The sequence below is a fragment of the Yersinia aleksiciae genome, assembly GCF_001047675.1.
GTDB classification, from domain to species: domain Bacteria; phylum Pseudomonadota; class Gammaproteobacteria; order Enterobacterales; family Enterobacteriaceae; genus Yersinia; species Yersinia aleksiciae.
Map to the genome: position 1 here is coordinate 2947875 of NZ_CP011975.1, position 18469 is coordinate 2966343.

Genomic DNA, 18469 nt, shown 5'->3' on the forward strand with positions numbered 1-18469 from the left:
GCCAGGTGATCCTTGATGATCATCTGATCGCGATCAGTATAATCTCATTGTACGAATATACACGTACAATTTAATTATTTGTTCTGAAAGTGTGCAATAATAGCGGTGAGTCAGGGTTGGTGAGGTTTTCAGCATGACGCTAGAATTAATCGTAGGGTCGAGATGAAGTATAGGCTATATTGCCGCCCGCCAAGGGCCAGTTGATGTGGCCGAATCAGGCCATCGGGTGAGCTATTTACCTAGGGCTGTCGTTTATCAATAGGAACACTATGATTGCAAATCACCCTGAGCGTGAGCAGATCCGTTTGGAAAATGTGCTGACAGCTTTAGGTAATCCGCTGCGGTTAGCGGTGGTTCGTCGGCTGGCAGCAGGGGGAGAGCATGCTTGTGGCACCTTGGTGCAGGGGCTATCTAAATCGACCCTGACCCATCATTGGCGTGTGTTGCGTGAAAGTGGCGTGATCTGGCAGCGGCCCTGCGGGCGCGAGAGTTTATTATCGCTACGACGCGAGGATATTGATGCTCGTTTCCCCGGCCTGTTGGATGTATTGCTGAGTGCGGTGGAGAATGATGCGACCACGGATGAGTCAACGGCGAAGCATCTGTCGGAAAATGAAAACAGACTTGGATGAAAACAGGGTTTGATGGGTTCTACCGCAACAAGTGAAGATCGGCTCTATTTGTCGGGGTTATCAACCCTGCCATTAAGACGAAACGCCTTCAAATATCTATACTATCCCGTCGATATCATCACTCAGTGTGTGTTGGTATCTGGCTTATCCCCTGAGTTTGCGTCACCCCGCAGAAATGATAGCGGAGCTTAAACTCTTCTGGCGAGTATCGAACTGAGACACATGTTAAGGAAAGGATAACTTCAGTGTCCAGTCGTGAGTGTTTATTTCCAGCAGAACAATGTTATCTGTTGGCTGACTGACCTTCATTAATACAACAGAGCTATAGAAATACACTATTTAATAGTCTGATAATTCATTGAGATGGTCATTTCGCTTAAAACGATGAGAAATTTACACAAAGTAAATTATGGTTTTTTAATTTGTATTTTTATGGTTCTTTACCTATACATTATCAATGTAAATATTTTGGCAGAAAAATCCTATGAATGTAAATAATATACAATTCCAATTTGAAACTTTGGCAACCTTGTATGAGGATATGGCAAATTGGCCCTTTAGAAAGGACATTGAGAGACCTGCGGTATTAGATCGACTGGGTAATATATCCGGGTTAAATATTTTAGATTTCGGATGTGGTTCAGGGCATTACTCCCGTTTATTAAAGTCCCAAGGTGCGGCACGCGTCGTCGGTTATGATGTTGCAGGCGGTATGCTGCAATATGCTAAAACTCGTGAGCAAGCAGAGCATCAAGGTATTGAATATGTTTCCGATCTGACAGGATTAACTGGGCAGTTTGATTTGGTATTAGCAGTTTATGTCTTGCCCTATGCATCTACGCGTACAGATTTGATTAATATGGTTAAAAGCATGGTGATTCTGTTGCGGCCGGGTGGCCGTTTACTTACGCTACCCTTGAATCCAGATTATGCGTCGGAGCCAAGTTACTATATATCTTATGGATTTCAACTAACATCAGACACCCCTCATCAAGATGGCACGGAAGTGTATCTGCGTCTTCTTTTTGGCGATGAGCATACCGATATCACCGCCTGGTACTGGTCTCGGGACACCCTCAATCATGCATTGCATCAATCAGGGCTATCCCGCATTCAATGGCATACGCCTTATCCTAAACACCGGATCGTATCATCAATAACATCACTGGAGGCTTATCTCCAACGGCCACATACCATGCTGGTTGACTGTTATTATCAAGGTGATCATGGGGCATGTTCTAATTAAAAATAATAATAATTCTATTAAAAATCAATCTATGCTGACAAAGCATAATATATTTATTTTTTAAACCAACCTAGGAAATATAGATATTAAATAGTCACGGGAGATAGATGGAAATTACGATAGATGTTTACTCATCAATTTTTCAATTGCCTGAGTCTGAATATTGTCAATTCCATAACAGTAACAATGGAACTTTATTTTATGACCGGCGATTTCTTATTGCTGCTGAACAATCACCATTGCTTGCGGTTAAAAAAATTTATTATCTTATCGCTCGTACCCATGGGCAGTTGTTAGCTGTTCTTCCCGCTTACCTGCAGGATCTGAATGTAGTTGATCCATTTCAAATATTGGCGAACAACGCAGGGATCCATAATCAAGGTAACGATACCGGATTATTCAGCCATATCATGCATTGCTTTGACACCACTATTCCAAGCCATCAAGCTTCATTGGCATTGCATGATGCTTTGTTTTGCCGATTACGCAAACTGGCCATGGCAGAGGGCGCCAGCTATTTTGGCCTGCTAAATGTGCAGGATCCGTTCCTTTTAAAACATGTCGGTGCGTTGGGTTTGAACGTCAATTTCATGCTGGAGCGGTGGTATGTAGAGTTGTCGGAATATCGCGATTTTGACCATTTTATAGAAAAACTGCCCTATGATGGCCGCAACGAGATGCGTCGACAAATTCGCAAATTTGACGCCAGCCAAGCAACCTTATCGATGCTAGCACCGCCCTTCGATGCACGCTTGGAACAGTTGGCGCAGTTATGCCAAGATACTACAGCACGTCACGGTACACCCCATTACTTTCCCGCGGCTCCATTAACACGCTTTAGCCAACTGTGTGGCGATCTTGTCCGACTTAACCTAATTGAGCTTAATGGATCTTTGATTGCCGGCATGGTCTGTTTTGAACAGCAGGATACGCTGCATCTTTGGTCTGCAGGCATGAGTTATGATCAGATTGATTTCAGCCCCTACACGCTTGCTTTCGCGAATGCTTACCGCTATGCATTCGAACACGGGTTGAAACGGCTTGAAGCCGGCCGTCTTAATGCAAAAATCAAAACTCGTCTGGGACTCCAGCCGGAACGTTTATATACCGTCACCAGTGAACGGCTTAATCATTCAGCCTAACTGTATTCTTATTAACTTATTATGCTATTACTGGAGCTGTTTATGAATGAAGAGAGCTGTTGTGCGGATGATTATCGTCGCTTCGTTCACCAGATGACAGGGCGAGTCCGTTCCCGCTATCACCCCGAATATGCTGGGTGGTTGCGGCAATCTACCTGGAACCAACGTGATTTTAAACGATCACCAGAAATGATTGTTCGGGCACGAACCGTGGAGGACATTGTTGAAACGATACACTTTGCGCGTAAACATCGACATGAAATTACCGTCCGAGCGGGAGGGCATAGCTATGGCGGTTGCTTTCTGCGCACTAATAACATCCTTTTGGATATCTCTGCTTTGCAAGAAATTGCGATTGACCCCGCCTCGGCTACAGCACGGATTGGCCCAGGTGTTACAGCCCGAGAATTAAGCTCGGTATTGCGGGAGCACCGGTTGGCTTTCCCCACAGGGCATGGCGGTAATGTAGCACTTAGCGGTTTTTTGTTAGGTGGTGGTATGGGCATCAATGCGACAACTTGGGGAGGAATGAGCGTCTTCAACATAGAGTCAATGGATCTTATCACCGCTGACGGACAGCTACGTCATGTCAGCCCTGATGAGGAGCCTGATCTATTTTGGGCCGCCCGTGGAGCTGGGCCTAATGCTTTTTTTGTGGTGGTACGTTTTTACCTCAAATGTCACCCCTTACCGAGGGCAATCACCAATAATATCTATCAGCTCCCGTACAGCGCTTTGAACCTGCTATTAGAGTTTATAGAAGCAAAAAGCGGGGATACTCGCCTGCAAATTATGATAGCTATCACCCCCCCACAACCAAACCAACAAAGTACAATCGTGCTAAACACCATTGCTTTTACGGATACTATTGTCGAGAGTACTGCCCTACAACAAGAATTTATTCAGCATATCCCGCACGACATCATCACGCCTTTGGCTTTGGATCCGGAGAGTAGTTTTGAGAAAATTTATCAACAAGGTGAGGGGATGTTGGTGAATCGGCGTTTTCGCAGTGACAACATTATCACCAATGCCATTCATCAGGTAAAACAGGTAATTGATACATTCTTGCCGGAACAGCCTTCTCCAAACGGTATAACATTGCTCGTCTGGCGCGGAGAACAGCGCTTTCCTGATGCAGCCTACTCCGTTAGAGGACGGTTCTTTGTTTCAACTTATCTTCAGTGGGATGACGCCAGCGATGATGATGATAACTGCCGTTGGCTGCAGAATTTTTATGACCGGTTAGCCCCACTGTCCTCTGGTTGCTATATCAACGAATTCGATCTTGAGTCTCGGTCTGACCAGATTGAGCGTTGTTATGCTCCTGAAAGCTGGCAACGATTACAACACCTCCGCCAACTTGCCGACCCAATGAGTATTTTTGCTGACATACGGTTTTTAGCGCAAGAGATCTTGGGTACTAAATCAATAAGTTAATGAAAGTTAGTCAACAATAGTTGTGCTGCCGATTTTTTAGGTAGCTAACAGATAGAAATGACATGGTTGATAATCTCCGACAAATAAAATTGATATTGCCCGATCTTCGATTATTGCAACAGAACCTAAAAAAAGCCCCGAGATCATTATCGTCGGGGCCTATATTGCTATCAGTTATCTATATCAGCAGACAGATTTAACCGCAGCGATTACATCTTGATGCCTGAATCTGCTGGAAGAAGTCATTACCTTTATCATCTACCAAAATAAAGGCAGGGAAGTCTTCCACTTCAATCTTCCAGATGGCTTCCATACCCAGTTCAGGATATTCCACACACTCCAGACTCTTAATACTGTTTTGCGCCAATACCGCCGCTGGACCGCCGATACTGCCCAGATAGAAGCCGCCATGTTTATGGCAGGCATCGGTGACCTGTTGGCTGCGGTTACCTTTAGCCAGCATGATCATGCTGCCACCGTGGGATTGCAGCAGATCCACGTAGGAGTCCATGCGGCCCGCCGTGGTTGGCCCAAGTGATCCCGAAGCATAACCTTCCGGTGTTTTCGCTGGCCCCGCGTAGTAGATCGGATGATCTTTAATGTATTGCGGCAAGCCTTCACCATTATCCAGCCGCTCTTTTAATTTGGCATGGGCAATGTCACGGCCAACAATAATGGTGCCACTCAGTGACAGGCGGGTTGAGACCGGATACTGCGACAGCTCTTTTAATATTTCCGGCATTGGGCGGTTAAGGTTGATTTTAACCACTTTACCTTCGTTGCTCTGGCGCAGATGTTCTGGGATATATTTCCCCGGATTTTGCTCCAGTTTCTCCAGCCAGATGCCCTTGCGGTTAATCTTGCCTTTGATATTGCGGTCGGCAGAGCAAGAGACCCCCATCCCGACAGGGCAGGATGCACCGTGGCGAGGAAGGCGTACTACGCGCACGTCGTGAGCAAAGTATTTGCCACCAAATTGTGCACCCAGACCCAAGTCTTGTGCGGCTTCCAGCAGCTCTTGCTCCAGTGCGATATCACGGAATGCTTGCCCATGCTCATTCCCTTCCGTCGGCAGGCCATCATAATATTTGGTCGAGGCCAGCTTGACGGTTTTAAGGGTGCTTTCAGCGGAGGTGCCGCCGATAACAAACGCGATATGGTATGGCGGGCAAGCCGCTGTACCTAAGGTGCGCATCTTTTCAACCAGGTACTCTTTCAACTTGCCCGGTGAGAGCAGTGCCTTGGTTTCCTGATAAAGATAGGTTTTGTTCGCCGAACCGCCGCCTTTGGTGACGAACAGGAATTTATAATCTTCCCCTTCGGTGCTGTAGAGGTCGATCTGCGCGGGCAGGTTAGTGCCGGTGTTCACTTCTTTGTACATATCCAGCGCCGCGTTTTGCGAGTAGCGCAGGTTATCTTCGATAAAGGTGTTGTACACGCCACGGGATAGCGCTTCGGCATCATTACCGCCGGTCCAGACGCGCTGGCCTTTTTTCCCCACGATAATCGCGGTGCCGGTATCCTGACAGGTCGGCAAAATCCCTTTAGCGGAGATTTCGGAGTTGCGCAGGAATTGCAGGGCCACGTATTTATCGTTTTCGCTGGCCTCAGGGTCATCCAAAATCGCGGCGACCTGTTTTTGGTGAGCGGGGCGAAGCAAGAAGGAGGCGTCGTGGAAAGCATGTTGGGCGAGGAGGGTCAGGGCTTCTGGCTCGACTTTCAGAATGTCGTGACCTTCAAACTGTGCAACCGAGACGTGACTATTACTGACAAGGTAATACTCAGTATCGTCTTCCGTTAGCGGGAAGGGATCCTGATAGTGGAACGGTTTGTTTGACATATTTTTCTCACATTCAACATCAGTTAGCGAAAGCGTTCGATAACAGAAACAAGCATTAGCAGAAATAAGCCGATATATTTTTTATCTATAACTTTAACCATGATCTTACTATAGATTGTCAGCGTGATGCGACGGCTCCACCCTCTTTATAAAGGGTGGATCTCATTTTCCGCACTTATCGATGGCTATGGCAGCATCACAGTGGGAAACTGGCCGACCGCCATGATATATCACTGCAATAAGCCCGTTTTTTATCGCTAAATTCTGAGTGTTGGGATGTTACATGACCGCGCTCAGGGCGGTTACGCCTCCGGTGAGTTACTCGGCATCCACATTTGAGATAACTTGTTCAACATCTTCCAGCGAGCCAATTTTTACTTCCCCAGTCCGGCACATTTTACTCTTATCAATCAATAAAATGGATTGTGTGGCGCGCTTAAGCAGCATGGTTTTGAATTCGGCGTTAAAGGGATTCGAGTCCCACAAAATGCCATCGGTATCCATGCCCTCACAGGAGAAGATAAACAGGTCAATCTCGATGGTTTTCAGCAGCGAAAAGAGCGCAGGATTCACGTAGCAGGCATATTTGCGCTGTAAGTGGCCGCCAGCGCTGATCAACTCGATATTTTGGTGTTTCGCCAGCTCCTGACAAATCCGCACGCTGTTGGTAAACACCGTAATATCAATATCCGGCAGTTTTTTGGCTAAATACCAGCAGGTGGAGCTGGCATCCAGCGCAATCACCATGCCGCTTTCAATCAGTGACAGTGCATGGTCAGCGATGCTGGCTTTACTGGAGAGGTGGCTTTTCAGCCGAGTAGTGAAGGGGTCACCGCTATCTTTGGTGGCTCGCTTGATGCTTTTTGCACGTCCGTGCTGACGGATGATCAAGCCCTGTGCCTGTAACTCATTCAGATCACGGCGAATGGTTTCCTGACTGACCGCCAGTAAGCGGGCCAGATCGGCGGTCGTCAATGTTTCTTGCTGCTTGAGGTGTTGCAGAATTTCCTGGTGACGAGACGCTTTCATGATCCTCTCCGTCAGCAAAGCCATGCATTTTATGCCAGAGGGGTACTGACATTAACTGCATGGCTAAAGGGGTGAGGTTACGTGATCATCCGATTAAAAAACAGGCGTCACCCCCTTCTTTAGCAGAATATTGCCGTACTTGGCGGTCTCTCCTGTGATGACGATCGCAAATGCTTGCTGAGCGCGTTGGTAAAACGCAAAGCGCTCAATGCGCTCTATGGGGAGCGCCTTTTGAGTGCCAAACAGGGCGTGCAAATAGCGTTTTTCAACCGAAGCATCGAGGGTGTCGCCATCAACGGCGGCCATCATCACTAGCGGCGGCGCATAACTGTCCAGTTCAAATAATGGGATGGTGGCTTCCAGCAGTGCACTGACCGATAACCCATCAGCACGAATCACCTGCGGCCCGCCACTCTTACCCAAGGTATGGGCCGGAAAATGGGCGTCTGAGAAGATAATTTCATCGCCGTGTCCCATTTCAGCTAAGGTTTTTAGCAGTTGTGGCGACAGCAACGGCGAGATGGTTTTAAGCATGACACTCTCCTTGCAAGGGCATAGTTTCGGTTATCAGAGCGGTGCTGGCGCTTAACGCCTGATATAACGGTTGTTGGTGACCCGGCTGATAATATTGGTAACGATAATTGACCTGCGCCCGCGCCTGTTCGGCACTGGCGTAGTAGCCGGTCGCCTGCCAGGCAAACAGTGCCGCACCCAGCACTGTCGTTTCGGCTTCATCAATCACTTTCACTGGCAAGTTGAGCACGTCGGCTTTGATCTGGTTCCATAATCTATTGCGACTCCCCCCGCCGACCAGCAGCAGTTCACGGGTACGGAACTCACCAATTTTCTCCAGTACGGCCAGATTATTTTTCAATTGCCAAGCCAATCCTTCGAGTGCGGAACGATAAAAATGCCCGCGCCCACTCGACAGTGATACCCCTTGCCAGCCGCCGGACAGATGATGGCGGGTATTGCCCAGCAAGTTACAATCCATGCGCACGCCGTCAGCACCCGGTGCAATCATCTCGGCTTCGGCAATCATCTGCTGGTAAACATCGGCACAAGCCGCATCGTGCCAATACAGCTGCCGAACCCACTCCAAGACACCCGATGCCAGCCATTGCAAACCGGGGTTAAAGAGCCGCGAGCAGCTGTCCAGTTCGCAAGTGGAACCCGCAAATTGGGGCAGTATGGCGGTATTAACTTGCGGTGTACGCACCATCAGAATCTCCCAAGTGCCCGATGACAGCACGGGCTGATCTAACTCTGCGCCTGAGCCGAATAGGGCGAACTGGGTGTCGTGACCGGCGGAGATAATCGGTATTCCTGCCGGGAGTCCTAGTTCAGCGGCACTACTCGGTAATAACGGGCCGATGATTTCACCCGCGGCGACCATCGGAGGGAAGAGATCGGCGTGAATACCTATTTTGTGTAAAATTGCGCTGCTGAATTGTTCACGTTTCACATCCAACAGTTGGCTCGTGCCCGCCATGGTGCGATCAGTGGTAAATTCCCCGGTGAGGCGCTGGTTGATCAACGATGAAATAAAGAGCCAGGCATGGGCCTGCTCAACTAAATCGGGTCGGTTCTCTTGTAGCCAAATCAACTTGTACAAGGTGTTGAAACTGAACTGACCGATACCGGATATTTGCTGTAATTTTTCGGCGGACATATAGCGGGCGATATCCTCCATCACCGCTACGGTGCGCGGGCACTTCCAACTGATAATCGGGTACAGCATATTGCCTTTAGCATCCACCAGTGCGCCATCGACGCCGAAGGTCGTCACTGTGACGGCGTGGATCTTATCCTGCTGAATCTGTGGCAGTAATTGTTGGCAACACTGGGCGAAACTGCGCAAAATGCCGTCCAACGGCCATAGCTGCCATTGCGGATTGGCCGGATCGGGCAAACTTTGGTTCGGCAGTACCGCTTTAGCGACCACCACGCCTTGGGGATCAACGGCGATCGCCCGAATATTGGTTGCGCCGCAATCCAAAACAATGACCACATCGCGCTTCATAAATGCTCCTGCTAGCCGCAAGGATGATTATTTGACTCAGGCGAGGTGTGATCCCACCTGAGTCATGCCATTTAACGCATTTCAAATATCGCGGCTCACTGTTTTTTGTATAAAGGGCCGTAATTCTGGCAAGCGCGGTAATCCTGCCCCTCGATATCCATGCCGTGTGCGCCCCAAGCCGTTGGCCGGTAAACACTCTCCTCTTCCACGTTGTGCATACAGACAGGAATGCGCAGCATGGACGCCAGCGTAATTAAGTCTGCGCCCACGTGGCCGATAGTTAGCACTCCGTGGTTAGCCCCCCAATTTGCCATCACAGAATACACATCGCTGAATGGCCCTTTGCCGGTCAGGCGCGGTGCAAACCAAGTGGTCGGCCAGCTTGAATCGGTGCGCTTATCCAAGGTGTCATGGACTGATTTCGGCAACTCAACGCTCCAGCCTTCGGCAATCTGTAACACTGGGCCGACACCCTTAATCAGGTTGATGCGGCTCATGGTAAATGGCACGCCACCACGGGTCAGGAAACGGGAAGAGAAGCCGCCGCCACGGAAATATTCATGGATCGCCGGACACCATTCGGTGGCCGCCAGACACGCATCGGCCTCTTGCTGGCTGATCTGCCAGTGCGGTTTAATCGTCGGTTTACCTTGGGCGTCATTTTGGCGGCAAGTGCCGTCCAGTGCGGCTGAACCTGAGTTGATCAGGTGGATAATACCCTGTTCAGCCACCCCCTCCAGTTGATGTCCGGTAACCCGTTGTACCGCTTCTGGTGACCAGTAAGTCCGGACGTCGGCAAAGATCTGCGCGGTGCCTGTCAGGGTATGACCAAATAGCATTGCGACACCGTTCAAGCTGTCGTTTTCGGTGGCGATAACCATTGGCTCGCGCACCCCATTCCAGTCAAATGAGCTATTGAGCAGCGCTTCGGCGGTATCGCCATTGGGGTATTGATCTGTCCAGTGGCGCTGACCTTGGAACCCGGCGGCAATGGCGTTATAGCCCAGAGCCTCTTCACCAAAACCTTTGGCTGCCAGTGTTGGGTTGCCCTGCATCATGTCGCGAATACAGATTGCCATTTGCAAACTTTCACGCAGCACCGCGCGGCTGCTTTCTGCGGAACGGCGATACTGCTCGGTGTTTTTATCCGGCCCGAATTTGAAGTTGTTATCCGCCCACGACAGCGCCAGCTCCAACTCCTGCTCATCATAGATTTTGTGATCAATACGGCGGCGCAGTTCGGTCATATCCACCGCCTGGACTTTCATCCCTAACCACGACTCAAAGAAGTTGTGGTCAAGGATAGAACCGGCAATCCCCATTGATACCCCGCCAAGGGAGAGATAGCTTTTGCCTTTTAAGCTGGCAACCGCCAAACCTGCGCGGGTAAAACGCAGCAGTTTTTCTTGTACGTCGGCGGGGATGCGGGTGTCATTGGCATCTTGGACGTCATGGCCGTAAATGGAGAAAGCAGGCAGCCCTTTCTGATTGTGTGCCGCCAGTGCCGCCGCCAGATAAACTGCGCCGGGACGCTCAGTACCATTGAAGCCCCAAATGGCTTTTGGGCGGAACGGGTCCATATCGATAGTTTCACTGCCATAGCACCAGCAAGGTGTCACGGTGATGGTCAGCCCGATATTTTGGGCGCTGAATTTATCGTCACAGGCCGCAGACTCGGCCATGCCGGCAATACAGGTGTCGGCAATCACACATTCAACTGGCGTACCGCACGGGTGACGCACTACTTCTTGTAGAAACTCCGCAGTGGCGCGGGCCATTTTCATGGTTTGTTCTTCCAGCGATTCACGGACCCCCATTCGACGTCCATCAATAACTGGGCGAATGCCAATTTTTGGTAATTTAATTGTCGTTTTCATCATTGATCCTTGTGTTCTTTAGCGAAATTTAATTTATCAGTAACCGATAGAGTTAATTCACCGGTGCAGTTTTGAATTTGGCGAAAATAAAGATAATGGCGAAGCACAGTGCTGGAATAAGCTCAGCTGTCGGTATATTCCCCGCAGCATCACTGACCAGACCCATAATAGGGGTGACAATACCGCCACCGACAATGGTCATCACAATAATAGATGAGCCGTATTTTGTATCCTGATTCAGGTTCTTTATCCCTAAAGAGAATATCGTCGGGTATTGTATTGACATAAACATGCTGCATAACGTCAGTGCTAATAATCCGATATGGCCGCCAAACGTCGCGGAGACAATACATAACAGCATTGAAATAAACGCATAGGCTGCTAATACTTTTTCTGGCGCGAAACGGGTAATTAACCAAGTGCCACTGAATCTACCGATAAAGAAACAGACCATGGTCGCGGTTAAATAATTGGCAGCATAGCCAGGGGTGATATTCGGTAACTCTTCAATGGCATAACGAATTAGATAGCTCCAACAGGCAGTTTGAGCGCCGACATAACAGAACTGTGCTAATACAGCCCAACGCCAGTGGGTTATTTTTAATAAACGCGGTAATGAAGCGAAGAAAGAAGTATTATGTGTGTCGTCAGATTCACTTTTTATTGTGGGAAAACGGGTGATAAGAATTAGTAACGCAACAAAAATCACGACTGCCACAATAATCAAATAGGGCAGTTGTACCGCTTTGACCAAGCTATGATGGTAGCTGTTTAAATCCTCAACAGACAATTTGTCTAATACTTCCTGTGTCTGATGGGGAACATTGGAGAGAATTAAACTTTGCCCGAACACCACGGCAATAATGGCACCGAAAGAGTTAAAGGTCTGGGCCAGGTTGATACGGAAATGGCCGCTCTTCTCTGGTCCTAGCACGGTAACAAAGGGGTTTGCGGCAGTTTCAAGGCACCCCAAGCCAGCAGCAATAATAAATAAACCGATTAGAAACAAGGTATAATTCATTGCCTCAGCAGCAGGCCAGAACAGCGCGGCACCAAAAGCGTAGAACAGCAATCCAGTAATAATCCCAGCTTTATAACTAAACCTTTTCATCAAGATCCCAGCAGGAATAGGAATCAAAAAGTAACCAAAATAGAAGGCGGACTGAATCAACCCGGCTTGAAAATTGGTCAAGGTAAATGCCTGCTGAAACTGCGGTAATAAAATATCATTCAAATTATTGGCTACTGCCCAAAGGAAGAACAGTGAGCACAGCAATGCAAAAGGAATCAGATATCGTTTTTTATTAGCCGACTCGTTACTTACCGAGGCGGAAATTTTGGTGCTATCTGTTTGTATGAGTATGTTTCCCATGGTGCCCTCGTCGGATGAAGTTGCACTTATTTAACTATTTAATTAGACATAATGTTTGGTTAATAAAACGTAATAATCGGCGGAAATCTTTTACTTAATGAATGACATTTTTGTTTCCCATGCCTGACATGCGTCGCTGAATGACAAATTGAAAACATCCTCATTGCGATAACGTCCATCATTTAGAAGGTAAAAGTTTCTAAAAAATATGAGCTGAATCACATTGATAACTCAATGCTGATTTTTTGTGATAACAGTCACTTTAAATAAAAACATTTTATGACCGTTTGAAATGAATTGTGTTTCAAACACACAGTTATAATGACCGATTTTTCTATTTCCATCACAAACGGTCAATTCTTGCTTTAATGATATTTTTTTATTTAACTTATTAGTCGTGTTTTGACCGTTTAATTACATTGTTTTTTCAAACGGACATTTTATAAAAACAGATGGTTATGAAGTGGCAGTAAAGTCATAAATAGTCATGACATGGCTCACATTTTCATGTGATTTATTTTTAACATTAATTAAATGAGCGAAATATATATCCCATATTCACAATTCTTAATGCTCATTAGTTCATATCCACTATCCCATTAATTTCATATTTAAGTATCCGTATCCTAAGAGAGGAACAAATGAAGAGAGAAGCACTGGCGCGCGATATTATCAATACTTGCCTGGAGATGACTCGCTTGGGCTTGAATCAGGGGACGGCTGGCAATGTTAGCGTGCGCTATCAGGATGGGTTTCTAATTACGCCATCCGGTATTGCTTACGACAAACTCACCGAGTCGCACATCGTTTATATCGATGCTAGTGGCCACCATGAAGCGGGCAAAGTCCCCTCCAGCGAGTGGCGTTTTCATCAGGCGGTCTATCAGACCCGGCCAGATGCGAACGCCGTGGTACATAACCACTCAGTCCACTGCACCGCGGTTTCGATTCTTAACCGTCCGATCCCGGCGATTCATTACATGATTGCCGCCGCTGGTGGTGATGATATTCCTTGCGCCCCCTACGCCACTTTTGGCACCAAAACACTGTCGGAGCATGTCGCCGTGGCGATGAAACACCGTAAGGCGACGTTACTGCAACACCACGGTTTAATTGCCTGCGAAGAGAATCTGGCTAAAGCGCTGTGGCTGGCCCATGAGGTTGAGGTGCTGGCGACACTGCTGTTGGCTATCTTGCCGATTGTCGATGAGGTGCCGGTGTTATCCAAAGAGGAGATCACTGTGGTTTTGGAAAAATTCAAAACCTACGGTTTGCGCGTCGAAGAGTAGTTTTGGGGCAAGAGACACATTTTTGGGTAAGGATTTTCTGGCGATTAAAAACACCGAGGAATCAATCATGAACAGAATGATTTTAAACGAGATGTCGTGGTTTGGTCGTGGTTCACTGGCGGCTTTACCCAATGAAGTTAGGCGGCGAGGCTATCAAAAAGCGCTGGTGGTGACGGATAAGATGCTGCTCGAATGTGGCGTCGCGACTCGCTTAATTAGCCGCCTGGAGTGGGCTGGTCTGGATTTTGCGGTTTTTGATGCGGTCAAGCCCAATCCCACTATCAGTATGGTGCAGCAAGGGGTGGCCGCTTTTCGCCAAAGTGGGGCGGATTACCTGATAGCCCTTGGCGGTGGCTCACCGCAAGATACCTGCAAAGCCATCGGTATCATCATTAATAACCCTGAATTTGCCGATGTGCGCAGTCTGGAAGGGGTGACCGACACACGCAATGCTTGTGTGCCGATTCTGGCCATCCCGACCACCGCTGGGACTGCGGCAGAAGTCACCATTAACTATGTGATTACCGACGAAGAGCGGCGGCGTAAATTTGTCTGTGTCGACCCCCATGCCATTCCAGCTGTGGCATTTATCGATGCCGATATGATGGACAGCATGCCGCCTGCCCTTAAAGCGGCTACGGGGGTAGATGCCTTGACCCACGCAATCGAAGGTTACCTGACGAAAGGGGCTTGGGAGCTAACCGATGCGCTGCATCTTAAAGCCATTGAAGTTATCAGCCGCTCATTGCGTGCCTCGGTAAAAGGGGAGGCGGCCGCAACCGAAGATATGGCGCTTGGACAGTATATCGCGGGTATGGGATTCTCGAATGTGGGGCTGGGGTTGGTGCATGGGATGGCGCACCCTCTGGGGGCGTTTTATAACATGCCCCATGGCGTCGCCAATGCCATTTTATTGCCCCATATCATGGGCTATAACGCCACTTATACCGGTGAGCGCTTCCGCCAAATCGCCATGGCAATGAGGGTAGAGAATGCGTCGACTTTACCGTTGGAAGAGGTGCGGGAACTAACCATTCAGGCGGTAATGGAATTGAATCGAGATATCGGCATTCCCTCCTGCTTAAGTGCCGTAGGGATGCGGGCCGATGATATTCCGGCACTGGCCGCGGCGGCATTTGCGGATGTTTGCACCGGGGGAAATCCGCGTGAAGCCTCGGTGGATGAGATTATGGCGCTATACCATCAAGCCTGCTGATTAGAACGGTTACATATCACAAATTCATCATAAAGCGGTGAGGTGAGGGTAATCCTCATTGCTTTATTGATACCAAACAACTCCCACGCGACCCAAAAGGGGTAGGGTCATATTAGCGGGGCGGTATATTTATTATCCTAATTATAACAACTGCTGTAGTGGCACTAGGGTGCCTTTGCTGATTGCTCTCCCTCTCCCGCTGAATTACTCATTTTTTTGAATTAATCGGATGTCATCTATTGCGGGTGTCCTCCCTTTTCTGGAATGCAACCAAGTGGGAATCTTATGAAAGAGACCAACGAATCCCGACTGTTAACGGCAGAAGTCACGCGCCGCAAACTGGTCCAAACCACACTGGTCGGCGGCCTCGCCGTGGCAACAGGGGCATTTTCGCTCCCCTTTTCCCGCACCGCCCGCGCAGTTCAATCTGCCCTTAACCCCGCCGGAGCCGAAGATAGCAAAGTGATCTGGAGTGCTTGCACCGTTAACTGTGGTAGCCGCTGCCCGCTACGTATGCATGTGGTTGATGGCGAAATAAAATATGTCGAAACCGATAATACTGGCGATGATGATTTCGACGGGCTGCATCAGGTGCGAGCCTGTTTACGTGGCCGCTCGATGCGCCGCAGAGTCTATAACCCAGACCGCCTGAAGTACCCGATGAAGCGCATTGGGGCGCGCGGCGAGGGCAAGTTCAAGCGCATTTCGTGGGAAGAGGCCTATGACACGCTCGCCGCCAGCCTACAACACATCATCAAAGAGTATGGTAACGAAGCTATTTATTTGAATTACGGCACAGGAACACTGGGCGGCACCATGACCCGCTCTTGGCCACCGGGTTCAACTCTTATTGCGCGATTGATGAATTGCTGTGGCGGCTACCTCAACCATTATGGTGACTACAGCACTGCGCAAATTGCCGCCGGTTTAAACTACACCTATGGCGGCTGGGCCGATGGCAACAGTCCGTCAGATATCGAAAACAGCAAGCTGGTGGTGCTGTTTGGTAACAACCCCGGCGAGACGCGCATGAGTGGTGGCGGTGTTACCTATTATCTGGAGCAGGCGCGGGAAAAATCCAATGCCAAGATGATTGTGATTGACCCCCGTTATACTGACACCGCCGCGGGCCGTGAGGATGAGTGGATCCCCCTACGACCGGGCACCGATGCCGCGCTCGCTTCTGCGCTGGCCCACGTGATGATCAGCGAAAATCTGGTCGATCAACCTTTCCTCGACAAATACTGCGTCGGCTATGACGAGAAAACCCTGCCGGAAAGCGCCCCCCAAAATAGCCATTACAAAGCTTATATTTTGGGGTTGGGTGCCGATAAAACCGCCAAAACCCCACAGTGGGCGGAAGCCATTACTGGCATTCCAGCAGCAAAAATTATTAAGTTGGGACGCGAAATCGGCTCGGTTAAACCGGCTTATATCGCGCAGGGATGGGGGCCGCAGCGTCACGCCAATGGTGAAAACACCAGTCGCGCCATTGCGATGCTGGCTATCCTAACTGGCAATGTGGGCATTAATGGCGGCAACTCCGGCGCGCGCGAGGGCTCTTATGGTTTGCCGTTTGTTCGGATGCCAACCTTGGAAAACCCCGTCAAAACCAGCATTTCCATGTTCTTATGGACCGATGCCATTGAGCGTGGCCCAGAGATGACGGCTCTGCGCGATGGTGTACAGGGCAAAGATAAGCTGGATGTGCCGATCAAGTTTATCTGGAACTACGCCAGTAACTGCCTGATTAACCAACATGCTGAAATCAATCGCACCCATGACATTCTGCAAGATGATAAGAAATGTGAAATGATTGTGGTCATCGATAACCACATGACCTCGTCGGCCAAGTATGCCGATATTATCCTGCCCGATTGCACCGCCTCCGAGCAGATGGACTTCTGCCTCGATGCCTCCAGCGGCAACATGGCCTATGTGATTTTTGCTGATCAGGTGATCCAACCGCGCTTTGAATGCAAAAACATCTATGAAATGACCAGTGAGTTAGCAAAACGCATGGGGGTCGAGCCGCAATTTACCGAAGGGCGCACGCAAGAAGGGTGGTTACGCCACCTCTACCAGCAGTCGCAACAAGCGATCCCTGAGCTGCCCTCTTTCGAGGAATTCCGCGAACAGGGCATCTTTAAAAAACGCGATCCGGCGGGTCATCATGTCGCCTACCAGGCATTCCGCACCGATCCTGTGGCCAATCCACTCACCACCCCCTCGGGCAAAATCGAGATCTATTCTGCTGAATTGGCGCAGATTGCCGCCACGTGGGAGTTGCTGCCAGACGACGTTATTGACCCGCTGCCGGTCTATGCCGCCGGTTTTGAGAGCTTTGACGACCCCCTTAATCAGCAATATCCGTTGCAGCTCACGGGCTTCCACTACAAAGCCCGAACGCACTCCACTTACGGCAACGTTGATGTGCTGAAAGCCTCCTGCCGCCAAGAGATGTGGATTAACCCGATAGATGCCGGAGAACGCGAGATCAAAAACGGCGATATTGTGCGGATCTTTAATGGGCGTGGTGAAGTGCAAATCAATGCCAAAGTCACGCCGCGCATGATGCCGGGGGTTGTCGCACTGGGTGAGGGGGCGTGGTACAGCCCAGATGAAAAACGTATTGATCGGGCGGGCAGTATTAACGTCTTGACCACGCAGCGCCCCTCTCCATTGGCGAAGGGGAACCCCTCCCACACCAACCTCGTTCAAGTCAGCAAGGCATAAGGAGCTAACAGATGACGCAATATGGTTTTTACATCGACTCCAGCCGCTGTACGGGATGCAAAACGTGTGAGCTGGCGTGCAAGGATTTCAAGAACTTATCCACCGACGTCAGTTTCCGTCGCATCTACGAGTATGCCGGAGGGGATTGGCAGCAGGATAACGGCGCATGGCATCAAAATGTGTTCGCTTACTACCTCTCCATCGCCTGTAACCACTGTAGTGATCCGGCCTGCACCAAGGTGTGTCCGAGTGGTGCGATGCATAAGCGGGACGATGGTTTTGTGGTGGTGAACGAAGAAATTTGTATTGGTTGCCGCTACTGCCATATGGCCTGTCCTTACGGCGCACCGCAATATGACGAAGCAAAAGGGCATATGACCAAGTGTGACGGCTGCTACGAGCGCGTCGCCGCCGGTAAAAAGCCGATTTGTGTCGACTCCTGCCCACTGCGGGCGCTGGATATGGCCCCGATCGATGAGCTGCGTGAGAAGTATGGTGAGTTGGCCGAGGTCGCGCCACTGCCCGCCGCCCATTTCACGCTGCCCAATATTGTGGTGAAACCGAATGCCAACAGCCGCCCGGTCAGAGATACCACCGGTCATCTGGCAAATCCGAAGGAGGTATAAC

At 49.4% G+C, this 18469-nt stretch carries 14 protein-coding genes; 8 read left to right on the forward strand and 6 right to left on the reverse strand.

All coding sequences use genetic code 11. From position 1 onward, the window contains the following. Positions 1 to 269: 269 nt before the first annotated feature. From ACZ76_RS13195 to ACZ76_RS18860, 4 genes are all read left to right on the forward strand, one after another. Positions 270 to 632 (forward strand): ArsR/SmtB family transcription factor, encoded by a 363-nt coding sequence (locus ACZ76_RS13195; RefSeq protein ID WP_048619326.1) that lies wholly within the window; start codon positions 270 to 272, stop codon positions 630 to 632. Between the two features lie 484 nt (positions 633 to 1116). Further along, a complete protein-coding gene (locus ACZ76_RS13200; RefSeq protein WP_048619327.1) occupies positions 1117 to 1878 on the forward strand; it encodes a class I SAM-dependent methyltransferase in 762 nt (253 codons plus the stop codon). A 107-nt stretch (positions 1879 to 1985) separates the two neighbouring features. Beyond that, the gene (locus ACZ76_RS18855) at positions 1986 to 3020 is read left to right on the forward strand and encodes a GNAT family N-acetyltransferase (protein ID WP_048619328.1); all 1035 of its coding nucleotides are present in this window, start codon (positions 1986 to 1988) and stop codon (positions 3018 to 3020) included. A 42-nt stretch (positions 3021 to 3062) separates the two neighbouring features. Then, complete coding sequence (locus ACZ76_RS18860) at positions 3063 to 4460, forward strand: FAD-binding oxidoreductase (RefSeq protein ID WP_048619329.1); 1398 nt, start codon at positions 3063 to 3065, stop codon at positions 4458 to 4460. Between the two features lie 196 nt (positions 4461 to 4656). Here ACZ76_RS18860 and fumA read toward each other — a convergent pair whose 3' ends face one another. From fumA to fucP, 6 genes are all read right to left on the reverse strand, one after another. Then, complete coding sequence (fumA, locus tag ACZ76_RS13215) at positions 4657 to 6300, reverse strand: class I fumarate hydratase FumA (RefSeq protein ID WP_048619330.1); 1644 nt, start codon at positions 6298 to 6300, stop codon at positions 4657 to 4659. A 318-nt stretch (positions 6301 to 6618) separates the two neighbouring features. After that, positions 6619 to 7329 carry an L-fucose operon activator gene (fucR, locus tag ACZ76_RS13220; RefSeq protein ID WP_032897775.1) on the reverse strand — a complete coding sequence of 237 codons (711 nt, stop codon included), beginning with the start codon at positions 7327 to 7329 and terminating at the stop codon, positions 6619 to 6621. Between the two features lie 93 nt (positions 7330 to 7422). Then, a complete protein-coding gene (fucU, locus tag ACZ76_RS13225) occupies positions 7423 to 7863 on the reverse strand; it encodes an L-fucose mutarotase (protein ID WP_048619331.1) in 441 nt (146 codons plus the stop codon). Next, complete coding sequence (gene fucK / locus ACZ76_RS13230; protein WP_048619332.1) at positions 7856 to 9352, reverse strand: L-fuculokinase; 1497 nt, start codon at positions 9350 to 9352, stop codon at positions 7856 to 7858. The genes fucU and fucK overlap by 8 nt, the downstream gene beginning before the upstream one ends. 95 nt (positions 9353 to 9447) lie before the next feature. Beyond that, complete coding sequence (fucI, locus tag ACZ76_RS13235) at positions 9448 to 11229, reverse strand: L-fucose isomerase (RefSeq protein WP_048619333.1); 1782 nt, start codon at positions 11227 to 11229, stop codon at positions 9448 to 9450. Positions 11230 to 11281: 52 nt separating this feature from the next. Next, positions 11282 to 12601, reverse strand: a complete 1320-nt coding sequence (gene fucP, locus ACZ76_RS13240) for an L-fucose:H+ symporter permease (protein WP_048619334.1) — start codon at positions 12599 to 12601, stop codon at positions 11282 to 11284. A gap of 641 nt (positions 12602 to 13242) precedes the next feature. Between fucP and ACZ76_RS13245 the strand changes: the two genes are divergently transcribed. From ACZ76_RS13245 to ACZ76_RS13260, 4 genes are all read left to right on the forward strand, one after another. Further along, the gene (locus ACZ76_RS13245; protein ID WP_048619335.1) at positions 13243 to 13890 is read left to right on the forward strand and encodes an L-fuculose-phosphate aldolase; all 648 of its coding nucleotides are present in this window, start codon (positions 13243 to 13245) and stop codon (positions 13888 to 13890) included. Between the two features lie 67 nt (positions 13891 to 13957). Beyond that, positions 13958 to 15106, forward strand: coding sequence for a lactaldehyde reductase (fucO, locus tag ACZ76_RS13250; protein WP_080987269.1), 1149 nt, complete (start codon positions 13958 to 13960; stop codon positions 15104 to 15106). A 285-nt stretch (positions 15107 to 15391) separates the two neighbouring features. After that, positions 15392 to 17842 (forward strand): dimethylsulfoxide reductase subunit A, encoded by a 2451-nt coding sequence (gene dmsA, locus ACZ76_RS13255; RefSeq protein WP_048619336.1) that lies wholly within the window; start codon positions 15392 to 15394, stop codon positions 17840 to 17842. 11 nt (positions 17843 to 17853) lie between these two features. Continuing rightward, on the forward strand, positions 17854 to 18468 hold the full coding sequence (locus ACZ76_RS13260) for a DMSO/selenate family reductase complex B subunit (RefSeq protein WP_048619337.1): 615 nt from the start codon (positions 17854 to 17856) through the stop codon (positions 18466 to 18468). Position 18469 lies beyond the last annotated feature (1 nt).

Bases quoted from the DNA above. Each gene is read 5' to 3' on its own strand.
- fucO (WP_080987269.1), top strand. From the start codon at position 13,958: ATGAACAGAATGATTTTAAACGAGATGTCGTGGTTTGGTCGTGGTTCA.
- ACZ76_RS18860 (WP_048619329.1), top strand. From the start codon at position 3,063: ATGAATGAAGAGAGCTGTTGTGCGGATGATTATCGTCGCTTCGTTCAC.
- ACZ76_RS13245 (WP_048619335.1), top strand. From the start codon at position 13,243: ATGAAGAGAGAAGCACTGGCGCGCGATATTATCAATACTTGCCTGGAG.
- ACZ76_RS18855 (WP_048619328.1), top strand. From the start codon at position 1,986: ATGGAAATTACGATAGATGTTTACTCATCAATTTTTCAATTGCCTGAG.
- fucI (WP_048619333.1), bottom strand. From the start codon at position 11,229: ATGAAAACGACAATTAAATTACCAAAAATTGGCATTCGCCCAGTTATT.
- fucR (WP_032897775.1), bottom strand. From the start codon at position 7,329: ATGAAAGCGTCTCGTCACCAGGAAATTCTGCAACACCTCAAGCAGCAA.
- fucU (WP_048619331.1), bottom strand. From the start codon at position 7,863: ATGCTTAAAACCATCTCGCCGTTGCTGTCGCCACAACTGCTAAAAACC.
- dmsA (WP_048619336.1), top strand. From the start codon at position 15,392: ATGAAAGAGACCAACGAATCCCGACTGTTAACGGCAGAAGTCACGCGC.
- fucP (WP_048619334.1), bottom strand. From the start codon at position 12,601: ATGGGAAACATACTCATACAAACAGATAGCACCAAAATTTCCGCCTCG.
- fucK (WP_048619332.1), bottom strand. From the start codon at position 9,352: ATGAAGCGCGATGTGGTCATTGTTTTGGATTGCGGCGCAACCAATATT.
- ACZ76_RS13260 (WP_048619337.1), top strand. From the start codon at position 17,854: ATGACGCAATATGGTTTTTACATCGACTCCAGCCGCTGTACGGGATGC.
- ACZ76_RS13200 (WP_048619327.1), top strand. From the start codon at position 1,117: ATGAATGTAAATAATATACAATTCCAATTTGAAACTTTGGCAACCTTG.
- ACZ76_RS13195 (WP_048619326.1), top strand. From the start codon at position 270: ATGATTGCAAATCACCCTGAGCGTGAGCAGATCCGTTTGGAAAATGTG.
- fumA (WP_048619330.1), bottom strand. From the start codon at position 6,300: ATGTCAAACAAACCGTTCCACTATCAGGATCCCTTCCCGCTAACGGAA.